Origin of the sequence: Microbacterium sp. K41 (genome assembly GCF_004794395.1) — a bacterium.
Taxonomy (GTDB): Bacteria; Actinomycetota; Actinomycetes; order Actinomycetales; family Microbacteriaceae; genus Microbacterium; species Microbacterium sufflavum.
Genome location: NZ_SSDO01000116.1, coordinates 1 through 13,989, shown reverse-complemented (window position 1 = coordinate 13,989; position 13,989 = coordinate 1). Strand labels below are relative to the sequence as shown.

Annotated in this window: 19 protein-coding genes, 1 tRNA gene and 1 pseudogene; 9 read left to right on the top strand and 12 right to left on the bottom strand. The window is 72.0% G+C overall.

Going from position 1 to position 13,989, the window contains the following annotated elements; all coding sequences use genetic code 11:
• From DW309_RS02560 to DW309_RS02540, 5 genes are all read left to right on the top strand, one after another.
• Window positions 1-219 (top strand): substrate-binding domain-containing protein (locus tag DW309_RS02560; protein WP_168387148.1); only part of this gene is annotated, 219 nt, incomplete at its 5' end.
• A gap of 139 nt (window positions 220-358) precedes the next feature.
• Window positions 359-2,056, top strand: coding sequence for a glycoside hydrolase family 13 protein (locus tag DW309_RS02555; protein WP_136044468.1), 1,698 nt, complete (start codon window positions 359-361; stop codon window positions 2,054-2,056).
• Between the two features lie 39 nt (window positions 2,057-2,095).
• Window positions 2,096-3,466 carry an ABC transporter substrate-binding protein gene (locus tag DW309_RS02550; RefSeq protein WP_136044467.1) on the top strand — a complete coding sequence of 457 codons (1,371 nt, stop codon included), beginning with the start codon at window positions 2,096-2,098 and terminating at the stop codon, window positions 3,464-3,466.
• A 6-nt stretch (window positions 3,467-3,472) separates the two neighbouring features.
• Window positions 3,473-4,438, top strand: a complete 966-nt coding sequence (locus DW309_RS02545; protein WP_205812595.1) for a carbohydrate ABC transporter permease — start codon at window positions 3,473-3,475, stop codon at window positions 4,436-4,438.
• Entirely contained in the window at window positions 4,435-5,394 is a 960-nt protein-coding gene (locus tag DW309_RS02540) for a carbohydrate ABC transporter permease (RefSeq protein WP_407665451.1), read from the top strand. The genes DW309_RS02545 and DW309_RS02540 overlap by 4 nt, the downstream gene beginning before the upstream one ends.
• A gap of 36 nt (window positions 5,395-5,430) precedes the next feature.
• Here DW309_RS02540 and DW309_RS02535 read toward each other — a convergent pair whose 3' ends face one another.
• The 7 genes from DW309_RS02535 to DW309_RS02505 all read right to left on the bottom strand — a co-directional run bounded on the left by DW309_RS02535 (window position 5,431) and on the right by DW309_RS02505 (window position 9,270).
• Window positions 5,431-5,958 carry a hypothetical protein gene (locus DW309_RS02535; protein WP_136044466.1) on the bottom strand — a complete coding sequence of 176 codons (528 nt, stop codon included), beginning with the start codon at window positions 5,956-5,958 and terminating at the stop codon, window positions 5,431-5,433.
• 55 nt (window positions 5,959-6,013) lie between these two features.
• A complete protein-coding gene (locus DW309_RS02530; RefSeq protein ID WP_136034748.1) occupies window positions 6,014-6,475 on the bottom strand; it encodes an SRPBCC domain-containing protein in 462 nt (153 codons plus the stop codon).
• Window positions 6,476-6,484: 9 nt separating this feature from the next.
• A complete protein-coding gene (locus DW309_RS02525) occupies window positions 6,485-7,129 on the bottom strand; it encodes a dihydrofolate reductase family protein (protein ID WP_136044465.1) in 645 nt (214 codons plus the stop codon).
• A 1-nt stretch (window position 7,130) separates the two neighbouring features.
• Complete coding sequence (locus tag DW309_RS02520) at window positions 7,131-7,469, bottom strand: ArsR/SmtB family transcription factor (RefSeq protein ID WP_136044464.1); 339 nt, start codon at window positions 7,467-7,469, stop codon at window positions 7,131-7,133.
• A gap of 32 nt (window positions 7,470-7,501) precedes the next feature.
• A complete protein-coding gene (locus tag DW309_RS02515; protein ID WP_136044463.1) occupies window positions 7,502-8,434 on the bottom strand; it encodes an aminoglycoside phosphotransferase family protein in 933 nt (310 codons plus the stop codon).
• Between the two features lie 153 nt (window positions 8,435-8,587).
• Complete coding sequence (locus tag DW309_RS02510) at window positions 8,588-8,872, bottom strand: DUF1905 domain-containing protein (RefSeq protein ID WP_136044462.1); 285 nt, start codon at window positions 8,870-8,872, stop codon at window positions 8,588-8,590.
• Between the two features lie 17 nt (window positions 8,873-8,889).
• Window positions 8,890-9,270, bottom strand: coding sequence for a DUF1761 family protein (locus DW309_RS02505; protein ID WP_136034719.1), 381 nt, complete (start codon window positions 9,268-9,270; stop codon window positions 8,890-8,892).
• 75 nt (window positions 9,271-9,345) lie between these two features.
• On the opposite strand from DW309_RS02505, the gene DW309_RS02500 reads away from it, so the two are divergent.
• Window positions 9,346-9,963 carry a TetR/AcrR family transcriptional regulator gene (locus DW309_RS02500; protein ID WP_136035218.1) on the top strand — a complete coding sequence of 206 codons (618 nt, stop codon included), beginning with the start codon at window positions 9,346-9,348 and terminating at the stop codon, window positions 9,961-9,963.
• Between the two features lie 77 nt (window positions 9,964-10,040).
• On the opposite strand, the gene DW309_RS02495 is transcribed toward DW309_RS02500, so the two are convergent.
• Both DW309_RS02495 and DW309_RS02490 read right to left on the bottom strand, forming a co-directional pair.
• Window positions 10,041-10,131 (bottom strand) — tRNA-Ser (locus DW309_RS02495).
• Window positions 10,132-10,176: 45 nt separating this feature from the next.
• Entirely contained in the window at window positions 10,177-11,223 is a 1,047-nt protein-coding gene (locus DW309_RS02490; protein ID WP_136044461.1) for a hypothetical protein, read from the bottom strand.
• Between the two features lie 140 nt (window positions 11,224-11,363).
• Here DW309_RS02490 and DW309_RS02485 point away from each other — a divergent pair, with 140 nt between their 5' ends.
• Genes DW309_RS02485 through DW309_RS02475 form a run of 3 tightly spaced genes read left to right on the top strand, consistent with a single transcriptional unit; the run spans window position 11,364 to window position 13,085 of the window.
• On the top strand, window positions 11,364-12,140 hold the full coding sequence (locus tag DW309_RS02485; protein WP_136034697.1) for a hypothetical protein: 777 nt from the start codon (window positions 11,364-11,366) through the stop codon (window positions 12,138-12,140).
• A gap of 37 nt (window positions 12,141-12,177) precedes the next feature.
• Window positions 12,178-12,654, top strand: coding sequence for a MogA/MoaB family molybdenum cofactor biosynthesis protein (locus tag DW309_RS02480; RefSeq protein WP_136044460.1), 477 nt, complete (start codon window positions 12,178-12,180; stop codon window positions 12,652-12,654).
• Window positions 12,651-13,085: a molybdenum cofactor biosynthesis protein MoaE gene (locus DW309_RS02475; RefSeq protein ID WP_136044459.1), complete on the top strand. Its 435-nt coding sequence runs from the start codon at window positions 12,651-12,653 to the stop codon at window positions 13,083-13,085. Before DW309_RS02480 ends, DW309_RS02475 begins: the two co-directional genes overlap by 4 nt.
• Before the next feature lie 25 nt (window positions 13,086-13,110).
• Here DW309_RS02475 and DW309_RS02470 read toward each other — a convergent pair whose 3' ends face one another.
• The 3 genes and pseudogenes from DW309_RS02470 to DW309_RS19260 all read right to left on the bottom strand — a co-directional run.
• Window positions 13,111-13,344, bottom strand: coding sequence for a MoaD/ThiS family protein (locus DW309_RS02470; RefSeq protein WP_136044458.1), 234 nt, complete (start codon window positions 13,342-13,344; stop codon window positions 13,111-13,113).
• Window positions 13,344-13,619, bottom strand: coding sequence for a DUF6457 domain-containing protein (locus DW309_RS02465; RefSeq protein WP_136044457.1), 276 nt, complete (start codon window positions 13,617-13,619; stop codon window positions 13,344-13,346). The genes DW309_RS02470 and DW309_RS02465 overlap by 1 nt, the downstream gene beginning before the upstream one ends.
• Window positions 13,616-13,989, bottom strand: a pseudogene (locus DW309_RS19260) (hypothetical protein); the annotation flags it as partial. The pseudogene DW309_RS19260 and the gene DW309_RS02465, both read right to left, overlap by 4 nt.

Genomic DNA, 13,989 nt, shown 5'->3' with positions numbered 1-13,989 from the left:
TCCGTGCCGGGCGACGTGAGCGTGGTCGGCTTCGACGACTCGGCGCTGATGAGCTGCACCGAGCCGCCGCTGACCACCGTGCGCCAGCCGATCGAGTCGATGGGCCGGGCCGTGCTCGAGCTGCTGCTCGCGCAGATCGCGGGCACGCCGCAGGCCGCCGACGAGCTGCTGTTCGAGCCCGAGCTCGTGCTGCGCGCCTCCACCGGTCCGCTGCACTGAATCGGCGGCGTTCCGCCGCTCCTCCCCCGCGGGCTCCCGCGGGGCTTTCGCGCGCCCTGGAGCCCTTTCTGTTTTTCATTCTTTTGTTCGGTTCTTGCGTTGATCCCTTCGGAAAGCTACATTCAACTCATCACCGTCGATGAGGAGACCCGTGGACACCGACGTTCTGCGCAGCACCGCCCCCGCTTCCCGGCCCGTCCCCCCGACGGACGAGGGCTGGTGGCGCACCGCGGTGATCTACCAGATCTACGTGCGCAGCTTCGCCGACGGGAACGGCGACGGCATCGGCGACCTCGCGGGCGTCCGCTCCCGCCTCGGGTATCTGAAGAGCCTCGGCGTTGACGCCCTCTGGTTCACCCCCTGGTACCGCAGCCCCCTCGCCGACGGCGGCTACGACGTGCAGGACTACCGCGCCATCGACCCGCGCTTCGGCACCCTGGAGGAGGCCGAGCTGCTGATCGCCGAGGCACTCGAGCTCGGCATCCGCACCATCGTCGACATCGTGCCCAACCACATCTCCGACCGCCACGAGTGGTTCCGGCAGGCACTGGCCGCCGGCCCCGGCAGCCCGGAGCGGGAACGGTTCTGGTTCCACCCCGGCCGCGGCGCCGACGGCTCCGGCATCCCCACCAACTGGGTGTCGAGCTTCCAGGGCGAGACCTGGACGCGCACGCGCAACGCCGACGGCACACCGGGCGAGTGGTACCTGCACCTGTTCACGCCGCAGCAGCCCGACCTCAACTGGAACCACCCCGACGTGCGCCGCGAGCACGAGGAGGTGCTGCGCTTCTGGTTCGACCGCGGCGTCGCCGGTGTGCGCATCGACTCCGCCGCCCTGCCGGCGAAGGACCCCGCGCTGCCCGACCTGCCCGCAGGCTCCGCCCCCGCGGAAAACCACCCGCACATCGACCGCGACGAGCTGCACGACATCTACCGCGAGTGGCGGGCCGTGGCCGACGACTACGCCGGAGAGCGCGTGCTCGTCGGCGAGGTGTGGCTCGACGACGCCGAGCGCTTCGCGCGGTACCTGCGACCCGGCGAGATGCACACGGCGTTCAACTTCGGGTTCATGACCCAGCCCTGGGACGCCGCGGCCATGCGCGCCTCCATCACCCGCACCCTCGCCGAGCACGCACCGGTCGGCGCCCCCGCCACCTGGGTGCTGTCGAACCACGACGTCACGCGCCCCGTCACCCGCTACGGGCAGGCCGACTCGTCGTTCGCGTTCGAGCGCAAGCGCTTCGGCACCGCGACCGACACCGCGCGCGGGCTGCGGCGAGCGCGCGCCGCAGCCCTCCTCGTGGCGGCGCTGCCCGGCAGCCTGTACGTGTACCAGGGCGACGAGCTGGGGCTGCCCGAGGTGGAGCTGCCGCTCGACGCGATCGAAGACCCGATGCACTTCCGGTCGCACGGCGTCGACCCCGGCCGCGACGGGTGCCGGGTGCCGCTGCCGTGGGCGGGCGACGCGAGCCCGTACGGATTCGGCGGTGCCCCGTGGCTGCCGCAGCCCGCCGACTGGGCCGGGCTCACGGTCGACGCGCAGGAGCTCGACCCCGCGTCCACCCTGCACCTCTACCGCGCGGCCATCCGGCTGCGCCGCGAGGTGCGCGACCTGGCGAACGGCGAGCTGTCGTGGCTCGAGCTCGGATCCGACGTGCTCGCGTTCCGCCGCGGCGACGACACCGTCAGCATCACCAACCTCGGTGCGACGCCGATCCCGCTCCCCGCCCACCACGCGGTGCTGCTGTCCAGCACGCCCCTCGACGGCACCCTGCCGGCCGACGCCACCGCGTGGCTCACGCTGCGCCCGGCGCGCACCGGTCGCGCGCCCCACTGACCCGCACCACCCGATCCGCATCACATGGAAGGACAGACGATGAAGTCACCGAAGAAGGCCCTTGTCGCCGGGATCGCCGTGCTCGCCACGGCGGGCGCACTGGCCGGATGCTCCGCGAACGACACCGGTTCCGGCTCCGACGGCAGGCTCGAGCTGCGCGTCGCGACGTTCCCGCCCGGCGCCGACGCCGCCGCGTACGACGCGTTCGCCGCCCAGGAGAAGCAGTTCGAGAAGGAGCACCCCGACATCGACATCATCGGTGTCGAGTACGAGTGGGAGGGCCCGACGTTCGCCGTGCAGCTCGCGGGCGGCAGCCTCCCCGATGTGTTCACCGTGCCGTTCACCGACTCCAAGACGCTGCTGGAGAACGGCCAGCTCATGGACGTGACCGACGCGATCGACGAGCTCGGGTACACCGACAAGTTCAACCCGATCATCCTCGAGGGCGTCACGGGCGACGACGGCAAGATCTACGGCTTCCCCCGCCAGGCCTACGCCGCCGCGCTGCACTACAACCGCGACCTGTTCGAGCAGGCCGGACTCGACCCCGACGACCCGCCGCAGACGTGGGACGAGATCCGCGAGGCCGCCAAGGCCATCACCGACGCCACCGGTAAGGCCGGCTACGCGCAGATGGCGATCAACAACACCGGCGGCTGGCAGCTCACCTCGCAGACCGTCGCGCGCGGCGGCCGCACGCAGACCGACAACGGCGACGGCACCGCCGAGTCCACGATCGACAACGACGCCACCAAGGCCGCCCTCCAGTTCCTCCACGACGTGAAGTGGGAGGACGGGGCGTTCGGCTCCAAGGTCGACCTCGACTGGGGCACCATCAACCAGGAGTTCGCCGCGGGCAACATCGGCATGTACACCTCGGGCTCCGACATCTACACCGCCCTCGTGCGCGACTTCGGCATGGACTCGGAGATCTACGGCATGACGGTCGTGCCGATGGAGGGCGACGACCCCGGCACGCTCGGCGGCGGCGACATCGCGGTGATCAGCCCCACGGTCGACGACGCCACCAAGGACGCCGCTGTCACCTGGATCGACTGGTACTACATGCAGAAGCTGATGGACGAGGACGCGGCCGTGCAGGACGCGAAGACCCTCGACGAGTCGGGGCAGGCCGTTGGTACCCCGCTGCTGCCGGTGCTCAGCCGTGAGCTGTACGACGAGTCGCAGGTGTGGATCGCGGACTACATCAACGTTCCGGTCGACCAGATGAAGCCGTTCAGCGACCGCATCTGGGACCAGACGCCCGTGGGCGAGCCGAAGGTGAAGACCCAGGAGGTCTACGCGCTGCTCGACGCGGTGGTGCAGACCGTGCTCACCCAGCAGGACGCCGACATCGACGCCCTGCTCGCCCAGGCGCAGACCGACGCCCAGGCGAAGCTCGACGAGTAACGCTCCATGACGATGACGCTCCCCGAGCAGCGGGCGGCGGCGGACACCCCTCCGCCGCCCGCTGTGCGCCCGACCCGTCGCCGCTCGCCGCTCACGTGGCTGCGCGGCGGCGGGCTCGCGAACCTCGTGTTCGTGCTGCCGATGCTGTTCGTGTTCGTGTTCTTCTCGTGGTCGCCGATCGTGCAGTCCGTGATCATGAGCCTGCAGAAGACGAACCTGATCGTCTCCGAGTGGGTCGGGTTCGACAACTACCTCGCGGTGATCGGCGACCCGGAGCTCGGCCGTGCCGTGCTCAACACGCTCTGGTTCGCGGTGCTCGCGCTGCTGTTCGGCTTCCCGCTGCCGCTGCTGATGGCCGTGCTGATGAGCGAGGTGCGGCGCGGCAAGGGCATCTACTCCGCCCTCGCCTACCTCCCCGTCGTGATCCCGCCCGTCGTCGCGGTGCTGCTGTGGAAGTTCTTCTACAGCGCCGACCCGTCCGGCGTGTTCAACACCGTGCTCGGGTGGGTGGGCATCCCGCCGCAGCCGTGGATCCAGGACGCGGTGCAGGCGATGCCGTCTCTCGTGCTGGAGGCCACCTGGGCCGGGGCCGGCGGATCGATCATCATCTACCTGGCCGCGCTGCTCGGCGTGCCGCCTGAGCTGTACGACGCGGCAGAGGTCGACGGCGCCGGCATCGCGAAGAAGGTGTGGCACGTCACGCTGCCGCAGCTGCGCGGCATCCTCTTCATCATGCTGATCCTGCAGGTGATCGCCACCGCGCAGGTGTTCCTCGAGCCGTTCCTGTTCACGGGCGGCGGGCCGGCGGGCGCGACCAAGACCGTGCTCCTCTACATCTACGACAAGGCGTTCCGGAACAGCCTGGGCGGCGACTACGGTGAGGCCACAGCGGTCTCGGTGCTGCTGGCGATCGTGCTGGCCGTCCTGTCCTGGCTCTACTTCCGACTGACCGACCGCTGGAGCACGACGTGAGCCTCACCGCCCGCCTCACCACCCGCCTGTCCTCCCGCGCCGCGGAACGAGCGGCCGCCCGAGCCGCCGACGCCGTGGGCGACCGCACCGTGATCTCCGCCTCCGAGCGCCGGCGCCCCGGCATCCGCGTCGGCCTCACCCTCACGCACGTGTTCCTCGCGGTGGGTCTCGTGGTGGCCGGTCTCGGGCCGATCCTGTGGCTCGCGAAGTCCGCCGTGACCCCCACCCAGGACACCCTGCAGCAGCCGTTCGCGCTGTGGCCGAACGGCATCGACTGGGCGAACCTGGAGACCGCGTGGAACGACATCCACATCGACCAGTACTTCCTGAACACGGTGGTGATCGCGCTCGGCGCGTGGTTCGTGCAGCTGTTCGTCGCGACCACGGCCGGGTACGCACTGTCGGTGCTGCGACCCCGCTACGCGCCGATCCTGAACGCGCTCGTGCTGGCGACGCTGTTCATCCCCGGGATCGTGCTGCTGGTGCCGCTGTACCTGACGATCGTGAACCCGCCGCTGCCCGGCGACGTGAACCTGCTCAACAACTACCTCGCGGTGTGGCTGCCGATGGGGGCGAACGCGTTCAACATCCTGCTGGTGAAGCGCTTCTTCGACTCGCTGCCGCGCGAGGTGTTCGAGGCGGCACGCACCGACGGCGCCGGGCCGTTCCGGCTGTTCTGGTCGATCGTGCTGCCGATGTCGAAGCCCATCCTCGGCGTGGTGTCGGTGTTCGCGATCATCGCGGCGTGGAAGGACTACCTGTGGCCGATGCTGGTGCTGCCCGACCCCGCGGTGCAGCCGCTGTCGGTGCGGCTCCCGGCGGTGCAGTCGCAGACCGAGCTCGACGTGTTCCTCGCGGCCCTCGCGATCGCGACGCTCATCCCGATCGCGATGTTCCTGCTGTTCCAGTCGGTGTTCCTGCGCTCGGCGGGACTGGGCGGCGCGGTCAAGGGCTGACCGCGCCCCCGACGGGGCCGGCGCCGCGACCGTCGCTCAGTGGCCGTGTGCGAACTGCTGCACGACCACGACGAGAGCGCCGAGCCCCACGAGGATCCCCATCGCGATCAGCTGCTTCCACCCGCTCAGGCCCGTGCGGCGGACCGCGACGTAGCCGATGACTCCCAGGATCGCCAGGTACACCACCGACGCGATGGTGAGCGCGGTCTGCAGCTCGATCCAGTCGAGCACCGCCGCCAGCAGGACGAGCAGCGGGATCGCGGCAGAGCCGATGGCGGTGCCGGTGAGCCGGAGCAGCTCCGTCAGCTCGGCCCCGCGCGGGAAGCGGCCGTGGGTCGCGAGGTGCGCGATCAGGTCGGCCGCGAACCCGGCGAGGGCGATCGCCACGATGCCGACCAGCAGGGTGACCGTGGCCCGCGCGGCGCTGGTGTGCTCCGCGTTCGCGTTCTGCACGAGCACGATGGCGAGCCCGGTGAAGGTGGCGTACACGCGCTCCTTGAGCGCGGCCCGCTCGACGGCCTCGTCGCGCGGCGGCCGAGAGGGGGCGGGTTCCGGCGAGCTCATGTGCGGGATGCTACCAACACGGGGCGGCGTTCAGGCGGCCTGGGTGGCCTCGGGCTCAGGCGAGGAAGGAGCCGAGCGCGTCGAGGAGCCCGCGCGTCCCGGCCTCGCGCCCTGGTCCGTCGTCCCAGAACCGGTCGAGGAAGACACCGTGCTCGGTGTGGGTGAAGCGCGTGCCGAGGTCGACCGCCTCGAACTCCAGGGACGCGACCGAGGTCGACATGTGCTCCCCGTCCAGCCACATGTCGTACGCGGTGACGATCCGCACCCGGTCGACGATGTCGGTGTAGGTGGCCACGTACCGCGACACGGGTCCGTCGTGGAACCGCCCCTCGTGGACGTCGCGCCCGCCGACACGGAAGTCGAACGCCCACTCCCGCTCCTCGATGGCGTCCGCGTCGCCCCACCATCCGCGTTTCTGGTCCTCGTCCGCGAAGGCAGCCCACACCCGGTCGAGCGGAGCGGGGTAGTCGCGGGTGAGGGTGAATCCGGAGTGTGCGAGCCGGTGCTCCGTCGTCATCGCGGTGTCCTATCGCGTCAGGGTGACGTGGACGACGCCGCTCTCGGCCGCTTCCGTCGTCACGGTGTAGGTGTTCTCGAAGCCGGTCAGGTCGTCCCACAGGCGGTATCCGCGGCCGAGGAAGAGCGGCGCGACCAGGAGGTGCAGGTCGTCGACGAGTCCCGCGCGCAGGAACGCCTGCGCCGTGCGGTACCCGCCGCCGATGCGCACGTCGAGGTCGCCCGCGGCGGCGGACGCCTCGGCGAGCACGTCCTCGATCGCGGCGTGGCGGAAGTGGAACGTGGTGCCGCCGTCCATCGGGATCGACGGGCGGGGGGCGGTGCGGGTGAGCACGTACACGGGGGTGCCGAATGGCGGGGTGTCGCCCCACCATCCCTTCCAGTCGGGGTCGTCGGGGTGGGAGTGGAGGCCGAACATCCCCGCGCCCATGATCTCGGCGCCGACGCCCTGGAAGAACGCGCGGGCGTAGCGGTCGTCGACACCGGTGGTTCCGGCGCCGCTGGTGTCGCCGAAGATCCTCTCGCGGAACGTGCGGGTGCCCGCGTAGGCCGCGGTGAGGCGCCCCCAGTCCTCCCCCATGGGGCTGTCGGGTGTGAGGTCGGAGGGCGTGTAGCCGTCCAGGGAGGCGAACAGGTCCATGCGGACGCGGGTCATGTCAGTGCTCCTTCGGGGCGGTGCGGGCGAGGTGGATGCCCAGCCGGTCGGCCCTGTGCTCGGCCGGTGTGCGCTGCTGGCCGAGCCAGAGGTGGAGCACGTCGAGGCCGCCAGGGCGCAGGGTGACCGTGCGGACCCTGCCCTGCTTCTCCGACGTGATCACCCCCGCGGCCTCCAGGACTCCGAGGTGCTGCAGCAGCGAGGGCAGCGTCATCGTGAACGGCGCCGCGAGCTCCGAGACGATGGCGGGCGATGAGGCGAGCCTCTCGACGATCGCCCGGCGCGTGGGGTCCGCGAGGGCGCGGAGCACGGCGTCGAGCTCGTCGGGATACTTAGGCATGTACCTAAGTATTGGCGGCAGTGAGCCGTTCGTCAAGACCCTCCGCCGACACCGACGGAGGGTAGCGCCTCGTCCACGACCTTCGCCGGGACACCGATGGCGGTGTGACCGTCTTCGATGTCCCACAGCGTGTTCTGCAGCAGCCGCGCGCGCGTCCACGCGGCGGCGCGGCGACGATCCAGGTCGAGCATCTCGGTCAGGATGTCGAAGCGGCGGCGCACGAGACCCACGGCGTCGGCCGCCCCGCCGGCACTCCACCGGCTGTCCAGGGCGGGCCAGAGGTCGAATCCGGGATCGCCCACGAGCGGCTCGGGGTCGATCGCCAGCCACGGTGCACGGTCGGCGGCGAGCACGTTGCCGTCGTGCAGGTCCCAGTGCAGGAGGCGATCTCCGGGCTCGGGCTGCACCTCCGCGACGGTGCGCACCCACCGGTCGAGCCGCGTGCGGTCGTCGCCGTCGAGCACCCGCGCCGCGGCCGGCGCCGCCTCGATCATCTCCGCCGCGACCACCCCGAGGCGCGGAAGCCCGTCGGGGGCGGGTACGCGCTGCAGCTGCCGCAGCAGGTCGCCGATGACCCGGACGACCTCGTCGTCGTCGTCGATCGCGGCGAGCGGTCGCTCGCCATCCAGGCGCTCGAGCAGCATGGCACCCCGGGTTTCGTCGCTGTCCAGAAGGCGGACGGCACCCCGTCCGTCCCAGCGGGTGAGACCGAGGATCGCCGCCGTGGTCTCGGCACGCGGCACCTGCAGCTTCAGCGCGGCCGGGGCGCCCTCCTCGTCGCGCACCGGCACGACGAGGCCCGCCTCCCCCGCCCGCACCTCGCCGTCGGGTCGCAGCGCCCACCGCTGGAAGAGCTCGCGCGCGACCGAGGGGACGGCGCTCACCCACTCCCTGGTCGCGGCGTCGCCGGACTCGAACCGCTCGCGGATCGGACGCGGAAGAGCGAGTCGGTCCTCGTTGGTCATGCTCGCCAGTCCATCACAGTGCGGTCGGCACGTCGCGTCGATCCCGGTCCGCGGGCCCCTGGGCCTCCTCCGGGATCCGTCGCCGCACCACGACCCTCGCGACGACGAGCGCGACGCCGAGGATGCCCGCGATCGCGAGGGCTCCGACCGCGGTCAGTTCAGGCGCTCGGTCAGGTGCACCGTGACACTGTCGCCGTCGGTCTTGCCGATGCGCCGGCGGACGGCGGCCGCGACGGGGAGCTTGTGCGTGCCGTCGCCGAGGGCCATGAACGCGCCGCGGAAGGGTTCGCCGTCGACCGTTCCCGCGACCTTCACCAGGCCGCGCGTTCCGAAGACCGTCGCCGAGTCGGGCAGTTGCACGCACGTCCAGGTGTCGCCGTCGCGGACCTTGCCGAGCGTCGCGGTGAAGGTGATGTCGAGCGGAGTGCTGTTCGTCATGGTCGCTCCTGTGCAGTTCAGAGGAAGAGCCCGACGATGGCGCCGGTGAGCACGAGCTTCACGACCCAGTCGAGCAGGTGGACACCGGCCGCGGGCACGGCCGTGTTCTCGTGGATCACGCCGCCCGAGAGCAGGGTGAGGGGAAGCACGGAGAGCGCGAGCCCGAGCAGCGCTCCGGCTCCGGCGCCGTGCCACCCCGCGGTCGCCATGAGCCCGGCGATCAGCCCGGCGGCGAGCAGGCTGCGGACGACGACCGTGAGCATCTGCACGGCGACGGGGAGCCCGGGGCGCGGGGTGCTGGTCCGTGCGATCAGCGTCGAGACCGCGGGGATGGCGTAGAGCGCGGCGCTGGCGAGGAACGAGGCCACCGTGGCGAGGGCGATGCCGAGGACGATCATGAGCGGCTCCTTTAGTACCGATTGGTACGAAACTACGCTCGGCATAGAGAACTGTCAAGTACTAAAGTGGGCGGTATGACCTCGCGCGCCTCCGGCCCCGGCCGCCCGCCCGGACTCACCGGCGACGCCCTCCTCGCCACCGCGCGCGACGTGTTCCTGGAGCACGGGTACGCCGGGGCGTCCATGGAGGAGGTCGCCCGACGGGCCCGCATCTCCAAGGCCTCGCTCTACCGCGACCACTCCTCCAAGACCGAGCTGTACACCGCGGTCGTGCGGCAGTGGGCGGCCGCGGGCCGCGACGCGATGCGCCCGGCGCTCGAACGGCTCGCCGCCGACGACGATGTGCGCCGCGGCCTCACCGAGCTCGCGGAGACCATGCGCGCGGGGATCCTGAGCGAGCCCGTGCTGCGGATGCGACGCCTCGTGATCGCCGAGGCCCCGGCCCACCCCGAGGTCGCGCGGCTCTACCTCGAGGAGAGCTGGAACCGGAACATCCAGAACCTCGCCGACACGCTCGCGCAGCTCCCCGTCGACCGCGGGCTGCAGATCGACGATGCGCACGCCGCGGCCTCCGAGTTCACGTGGCTCGTGATCGGGCCCGCCCTGAACGCGCAACTGCTGGGCGTCGACGAGACGGGCGGCCCAGTGCCCCGCGCGGTGGACGCGTTCCTCGCCCGCTACGGACGGCCCTGACCCGCGCCGTCGGCGTCACCCGGACAGGACGAAGGCCCCGCATCCCCATGTTTCCAGGGGAGTCGGGGCCTTCGTGGTGGCGGTGACGGTGGGATTTGAACCCACGGTAGGGGGTTACCCTACACAACTTTTCGAGAGTTGCACCTTCGGCCGCTCGGACACGTCACCGCGGATCAGTTTACGACAGACGGGGCGGCCGCGCGAATCGAGCGGTCACCAGGCCGCGGCGACCGCGGCGTGCGTGCGGAGGATGCCCTCGGTCGAGCCGGCGGGGGCGCGACCGATGCCGCACTCGGTGGCGACGCCGAACGCCGGCACGTACGGGGCCGCTGCGGCGATCCGTCGACGCGCGCCCTCCTCGCCGTCCTCCCGGTGCACGAGGCCGAGGTACAGCTCGTCCACGGGCTCGAGCTGTGCGAGCGGGGCGAAGTAGGCCGCGTCGTCGTGGGCGATCGGCACCGGGAGGTGCAGCCACGTGAGCGGTCGGGAGCTCGCGGCGGCCACGGCGTTCGCGTAGCGCACGAGGTTCCCGGCGTCGGACGGCTCGAAGAAGTGCTTCTCCCCCGCGTCGCCGTAGCAGAGGTGCACCCCCACCTCGACGTCGGCGGGCACCGCGTCGACGAGGGCGGCGAGGCGCGACACCAGCCCGTCGAACGGGTCGCCCGGCCACCACGCCTCCATGACCGCGCCGTAGCCCGACGCGCGTTCGATGATGCCCATCTCGCTCGCCACGTCCCACTGCACGGCGAGGTCGTGGTGCGGGATCCCGGCGAGGATCTCATCGAGCTCGCGCAGGATCGCCGCGGTGTACACCGGCTCGATCGCCGCGCGGTCGTCGCCGTGGAAGAACGAGGAGATCACGGCGAGCGGCGTGGGCAGCGACACCTGGAACCGGGTGCCCGGCGCCACGGCACCCTCCTCGCGGAGCCGGGTGAACAGGGCATACGACTCGAGAGCCGCCTCGGCATACCCGAGCGGGGGCAGCTCGATGCGCGCGGGGTCGACGCCCTCGGCGAGGCGGAGCCCCCGCGCGTCGATGCCGGCCGGGAACGGGATGGGCTCGTCGCCGATCCGCTCGATGCCGTCGGCCCGGCCGATCACGTCGGGCTGGAACATGATCCAGTGGAACCGCTTGCCGACCTCGCCGTCGGGGAGGCGGCGCAGGCGGTCGCCCAGCAGCTCCGCCGCCGTGCGCATCGTGGTCTCGGCGTCGTCGTAGTTCACACTGCCCACGAGAAGGGCACCCTGGGGCTGCGTCATCGCCCCAGGATATCGGTGGGGTGCGGCGCGACCGCCCGCACCTTTTACCCGGTCGTGGCGCCCGGCACCTCCGCACCAGCCGGTTAGGATTGCCTAAGAACCCGCCGTCTTGGGGTGGCATCGACGGGAAGGACAGCAGCATGGCATTCATCACCTCGGAGGCTCTCGCCGACACCGGCTACGTCGTCCTCGACGACGACACGAGCCCCATCGATCCCGCCGAGTGGCGCGACCTGGAGTACGTCGGCTGGCGCTCGTCCGGCATCACCCGCTTCGCCCCGCTCACCAGCTACGCGGGCGACATCGACTGCAACGGCTTCTGGAACCGCACGCCTCCCCGCACCGACAAGGACGGCGTGTGGATCGACGCGCAGGTCGCGATCGCGCCGACGCTGCAGAGCCGGGCGCTGGAGCCGGGCGCGGGCATCGGCCGGTGCCGCGTGATCGAGCTGCAGCCCAACGACTACGCCGACGCGATCTACAACCTGCACCAGGACGACAACAACCGGCTCAACGAACCGGGCACGGGCTGGGTGGTGCGCGGCTACGTCAACCTCACCGACGACACGGAGTCGATGCTCATCCTCCGCTCCGACCGCTTCGACCCCGCGACCGAGGTGCGTCTGCCCCTGCACGCCGGCTCCCGCATCGTGATCGACACGCAGCGGTTCTGGCACGCCGTGTGGCACCGCGGCACGGCCCCGCGGTACGCCCTCATCACGTCGTGGACCAGCGGCCCCGAGCTCGACGCCTACATCGCCGCGCACCACGGAGACCCGCACCCGCCCACCGTCGAGCTCGACCCGCGCCTGGTCGAGGCCGCGCAGGTGGAGATGCACCGCCGCATCGAGGAGCGCCGCCGCGCGTTCGAGGCGCAGGGCATCGTGATGGAGCCGCCCGTCGACATGAGCGTCTGACCTCGATGTCCCGCCGCCGCGCCGCTACGCTCGCCTCATGATCACCGCCGCCGTGCTCACCGTGTCCGACCGCTCCGCCGCCGGAACGCGCATCGACGAGGCCGGACCGCTCGCGGTGACAGCCCTTCGCGACGCCGGCTACCGCTGTGACGAGCCGACCGTGGTGCCCGACGGCGCCGAGTCCGTGGAACAGGCGCTGCGCGCGCTCCTCACCCGCGGAGCCCGGCTGATCGTCACCACCGGCGGCACCGGAGTCGCCCCGCGCGACGCGACCCCGGAGGGCACCGCCCGCGTGCTCAACGTCGAGCTGCCCGGCATCGCCGAAGAACTGCGGCGCCGGGGCGCGGCCGCACTCCCCACCGCCCTGCTCGGCCGCGGTCTCGCGGGGATCGCCGGCGGCGCGCTCATCGTCAACCTTCCCGGCTCCCCCGGTGGTGTGCGCGACGGCATGCCCGTGATCCTGTCGGTCGCCGCGCACGTGATCGCCCAGCTCGACGGCGAGGACCACGCATGACGGTCGCCCTGGCCGTGATCAGCGCGGAACCGCTGTCGCTCGACGCGCACCTCGCCGCGGTGGACCACCCCGGGGCAGGAGCGGTCACGACGTTCCTCGGCCGCGTGCGCGACCACGACCCGGACGCGCACGGCGAGGTCGTGGCCCTCGAGTACACCGCGCACCCCGACGCCGAGCGCATCCTCGGCGCCATCGCCGCCCACGCCGTCTCGATCGGGGAGACCGGTGAGGCCGTCGTGGCGGTGAGCCACCGCGTCGGACGGCTTCCCGTCGGCGCCGCGGCCGTCGTGATCGCCGTCTCCGCCGCCCACCGCGACGAGGCGTTCGCCGTGTGCCGCGAGACCATCGAGGCCATCAAGCGCGACCTGCCCGTCTGGAAGCGTCAGGTCGAGGCCGACGGCACCACGGCGTGGAAGGGCCTCGGCGGCTGACGATCCCGCCGCGCGGTCACCGGCGTCACCCTCCGGCGAACGGCGGCAGCACGTCGACCGTTCCCGCTCCGGCGAGCGCGAATCCGTCGTCCGCCCTGACCCCGTCCACCAGCAGGGCGCAGCGGTCGAGGATGCCCGCGAGCGCCGGGTGCGCGTGGATCAGCGCGACGCGCAGCGCCCCGACCGTGTCGGCCTCCGTGGTCTCCTCCTCGACACCCGCGGCGTCCTGGGCGGCGGCGAAGTAGCGGACGGTGGGCATCAGCCGCGCGTCCCGTGCGCGTTCGCGAGCTCGACGACCGCGGCGACCGTCGCGCGCACGTCATCGGGCGATCCGCCCGCCCGTCCGGCGACCAGTCCGGCCACGAAGGCACTGAGCGGGGCGGCCGGGCGGGCGACGCCGTTGGCCACGTCGCGCGCCAGGTCGAGGATCAGCGCGATCGGGATGTCTTCCGCCCCGAGGTCGAAGCGTGCCCGCAGCTCGGCGGCCCATGCGTCCAGCGCCTCCGGCGGCAGCGTGCGGTGCGTCTCGGTCATCGGGTCTCCTCCTCTTCGCCCCCGGCCCGAGCCAGGTCGGCGGGTTCGTCGATGTCGGCGGTGATGCCATCCTCGTCGTCGAGCCGTGCGAGGGCGAGCCCTCCGAGCAGTCCGCGCATCGACGATCCGCTGACGGAGGAAAGCCCGACCAGCGCCGCCCGCACCGCGGCCGTGCGATACAGCCCGGCGAGCCACTGCGGATGCCCGCCCGCCGTGAACACCCACCCGTCCCCGCTCTCCCCGTCGTCCGCACTCTCGAGCCGCGCGGACGTGAGGCGGGCGACCACGCGATCCGGGTGCACCAGGTCGCCGGCGAGCACGAACGTCCAGTCCGCCGCCACCTCGGGCACGGCCGCCGCGACTCCGGCCG

Bases quoted from the DNA above. Each gene is read 5' to 3' on its own strand.
- DW309_RS02555 (WP_136044468.1), top strand. From the start codon at position 359: ATGAGGAGACCCGTGGACACCGACGTTCTGCGCAGCACCGCCCCCGCT.
- DW309_RS02535 (WP_136044466.1), bottom strand. From the start codon at position 5,958: ATGAGCTCGCCGGAACCCGCCCCCTCTCGGCCGCCGCGCGACGAGGCC.
- DW309_RS02545 (WP_205812595.1), top strand. From the start codon at position 3,473: ATGACGATGACGCTCCCCGAGCAGCGGGCGGCGGCGGACACCCCTCCG.
- DW309_RS02525 (WP_136044465.1), bottom strand. From the start codon at position 7,129: ATGACCCGCGTCCGCATGGACCTGTTCGCCTCCCTGGACGGCTACACG.
- DW309_RS02490 (WP_136044461.1), bottom strand. From the start codon at position 11,223: ATGACGCAGCCCCAGGGTGCCCTTCTCGTGGGCAGTGTGAACTACGAC.
- DW309_RS02550 (WP_136044467.1), top strand. From the start codon at position 2,096: ATGAAGTCACCGAAGAAGGCCCTTGTCGCCGGGATCGCCGTGCTCGCC.
- DW309_RS02505 (WP_136034719.1), bottom strand. From the start codon at position 9,270: ATGATCGTCCTCGGCATCGCCCTCGCCACGGTGGCCTCGTTCCTCGCC.
- DW309_RS02480 (WP_136044460.1), top strand. From the start codon at position 12,178: ATGATCACCGCCGCCGTGCTCACCGTGTCCGACCGCTCCGCCGCCGGA.
- DW309_RS02515 (WP_136044463.1), bottom strand. From the start codon at position 8,434: ATGACCAACGAGGACCGACTCGCTCTTCCGCGTCCGATCCGCGAGCGG.
- DW309_RS02475 (WP_136044459.1), top strand. From the start codon at position 12,651: ATGACGGTCGCCCTGGCCGTGATCAGCGCGGAACCGCTGTCGCTCGAC.
- DW309_RS02520 (WP_136044464.1), bottom strand. From the start codon at position 7,469: ATGCCTAAGTATCCCGACGAGCTCGACGCCGTGCTCCGCGCCCTCGCG.
- DW309_RS02485 (WP_136034697.1), top strand. From the start codon at position 11,364: ATGGCATTCATCACCTCGGAGGCTCTCGCCGACACCGGCTACGTCGTC.
- DW309_RS02465 (WP_136044457.1), bottom strand. From the start codon at position 13,619: ATGACCGAGACGCACCGCACGCTGCCGCCGGAGGCGCTGGACGCATGG.
- DW309_RS02470 (WP_136044458.1), bottom strand. From the start codon at position 13,344: ATGCCCACCGTCCGCTACTTCGCCGCCGCCCAGGACGCCGCGGGTGTC.
- DW309_RS02500 (WP_136035218.1), top strand. From the start codon at position 9,346: ATGACCTCGCGCGCCTCCGGCCCCGGCCGCCCGCCCGGACTCACCGGC.
- DW309_RS02510 (WP_136044462.1), bottom strand. From the start codon at position 8,872: ATGACGAACAGCACTCCGCTCGACATCACCTTCACCGCGACGCTCGGC.
- DW309_RS02530 (WP_136034748.1), bottom strand. From the start codon at position 6,475: ATGACGACGGAGCACCGGCTCGCACACTCCGGATTCACCCTCACCCGC.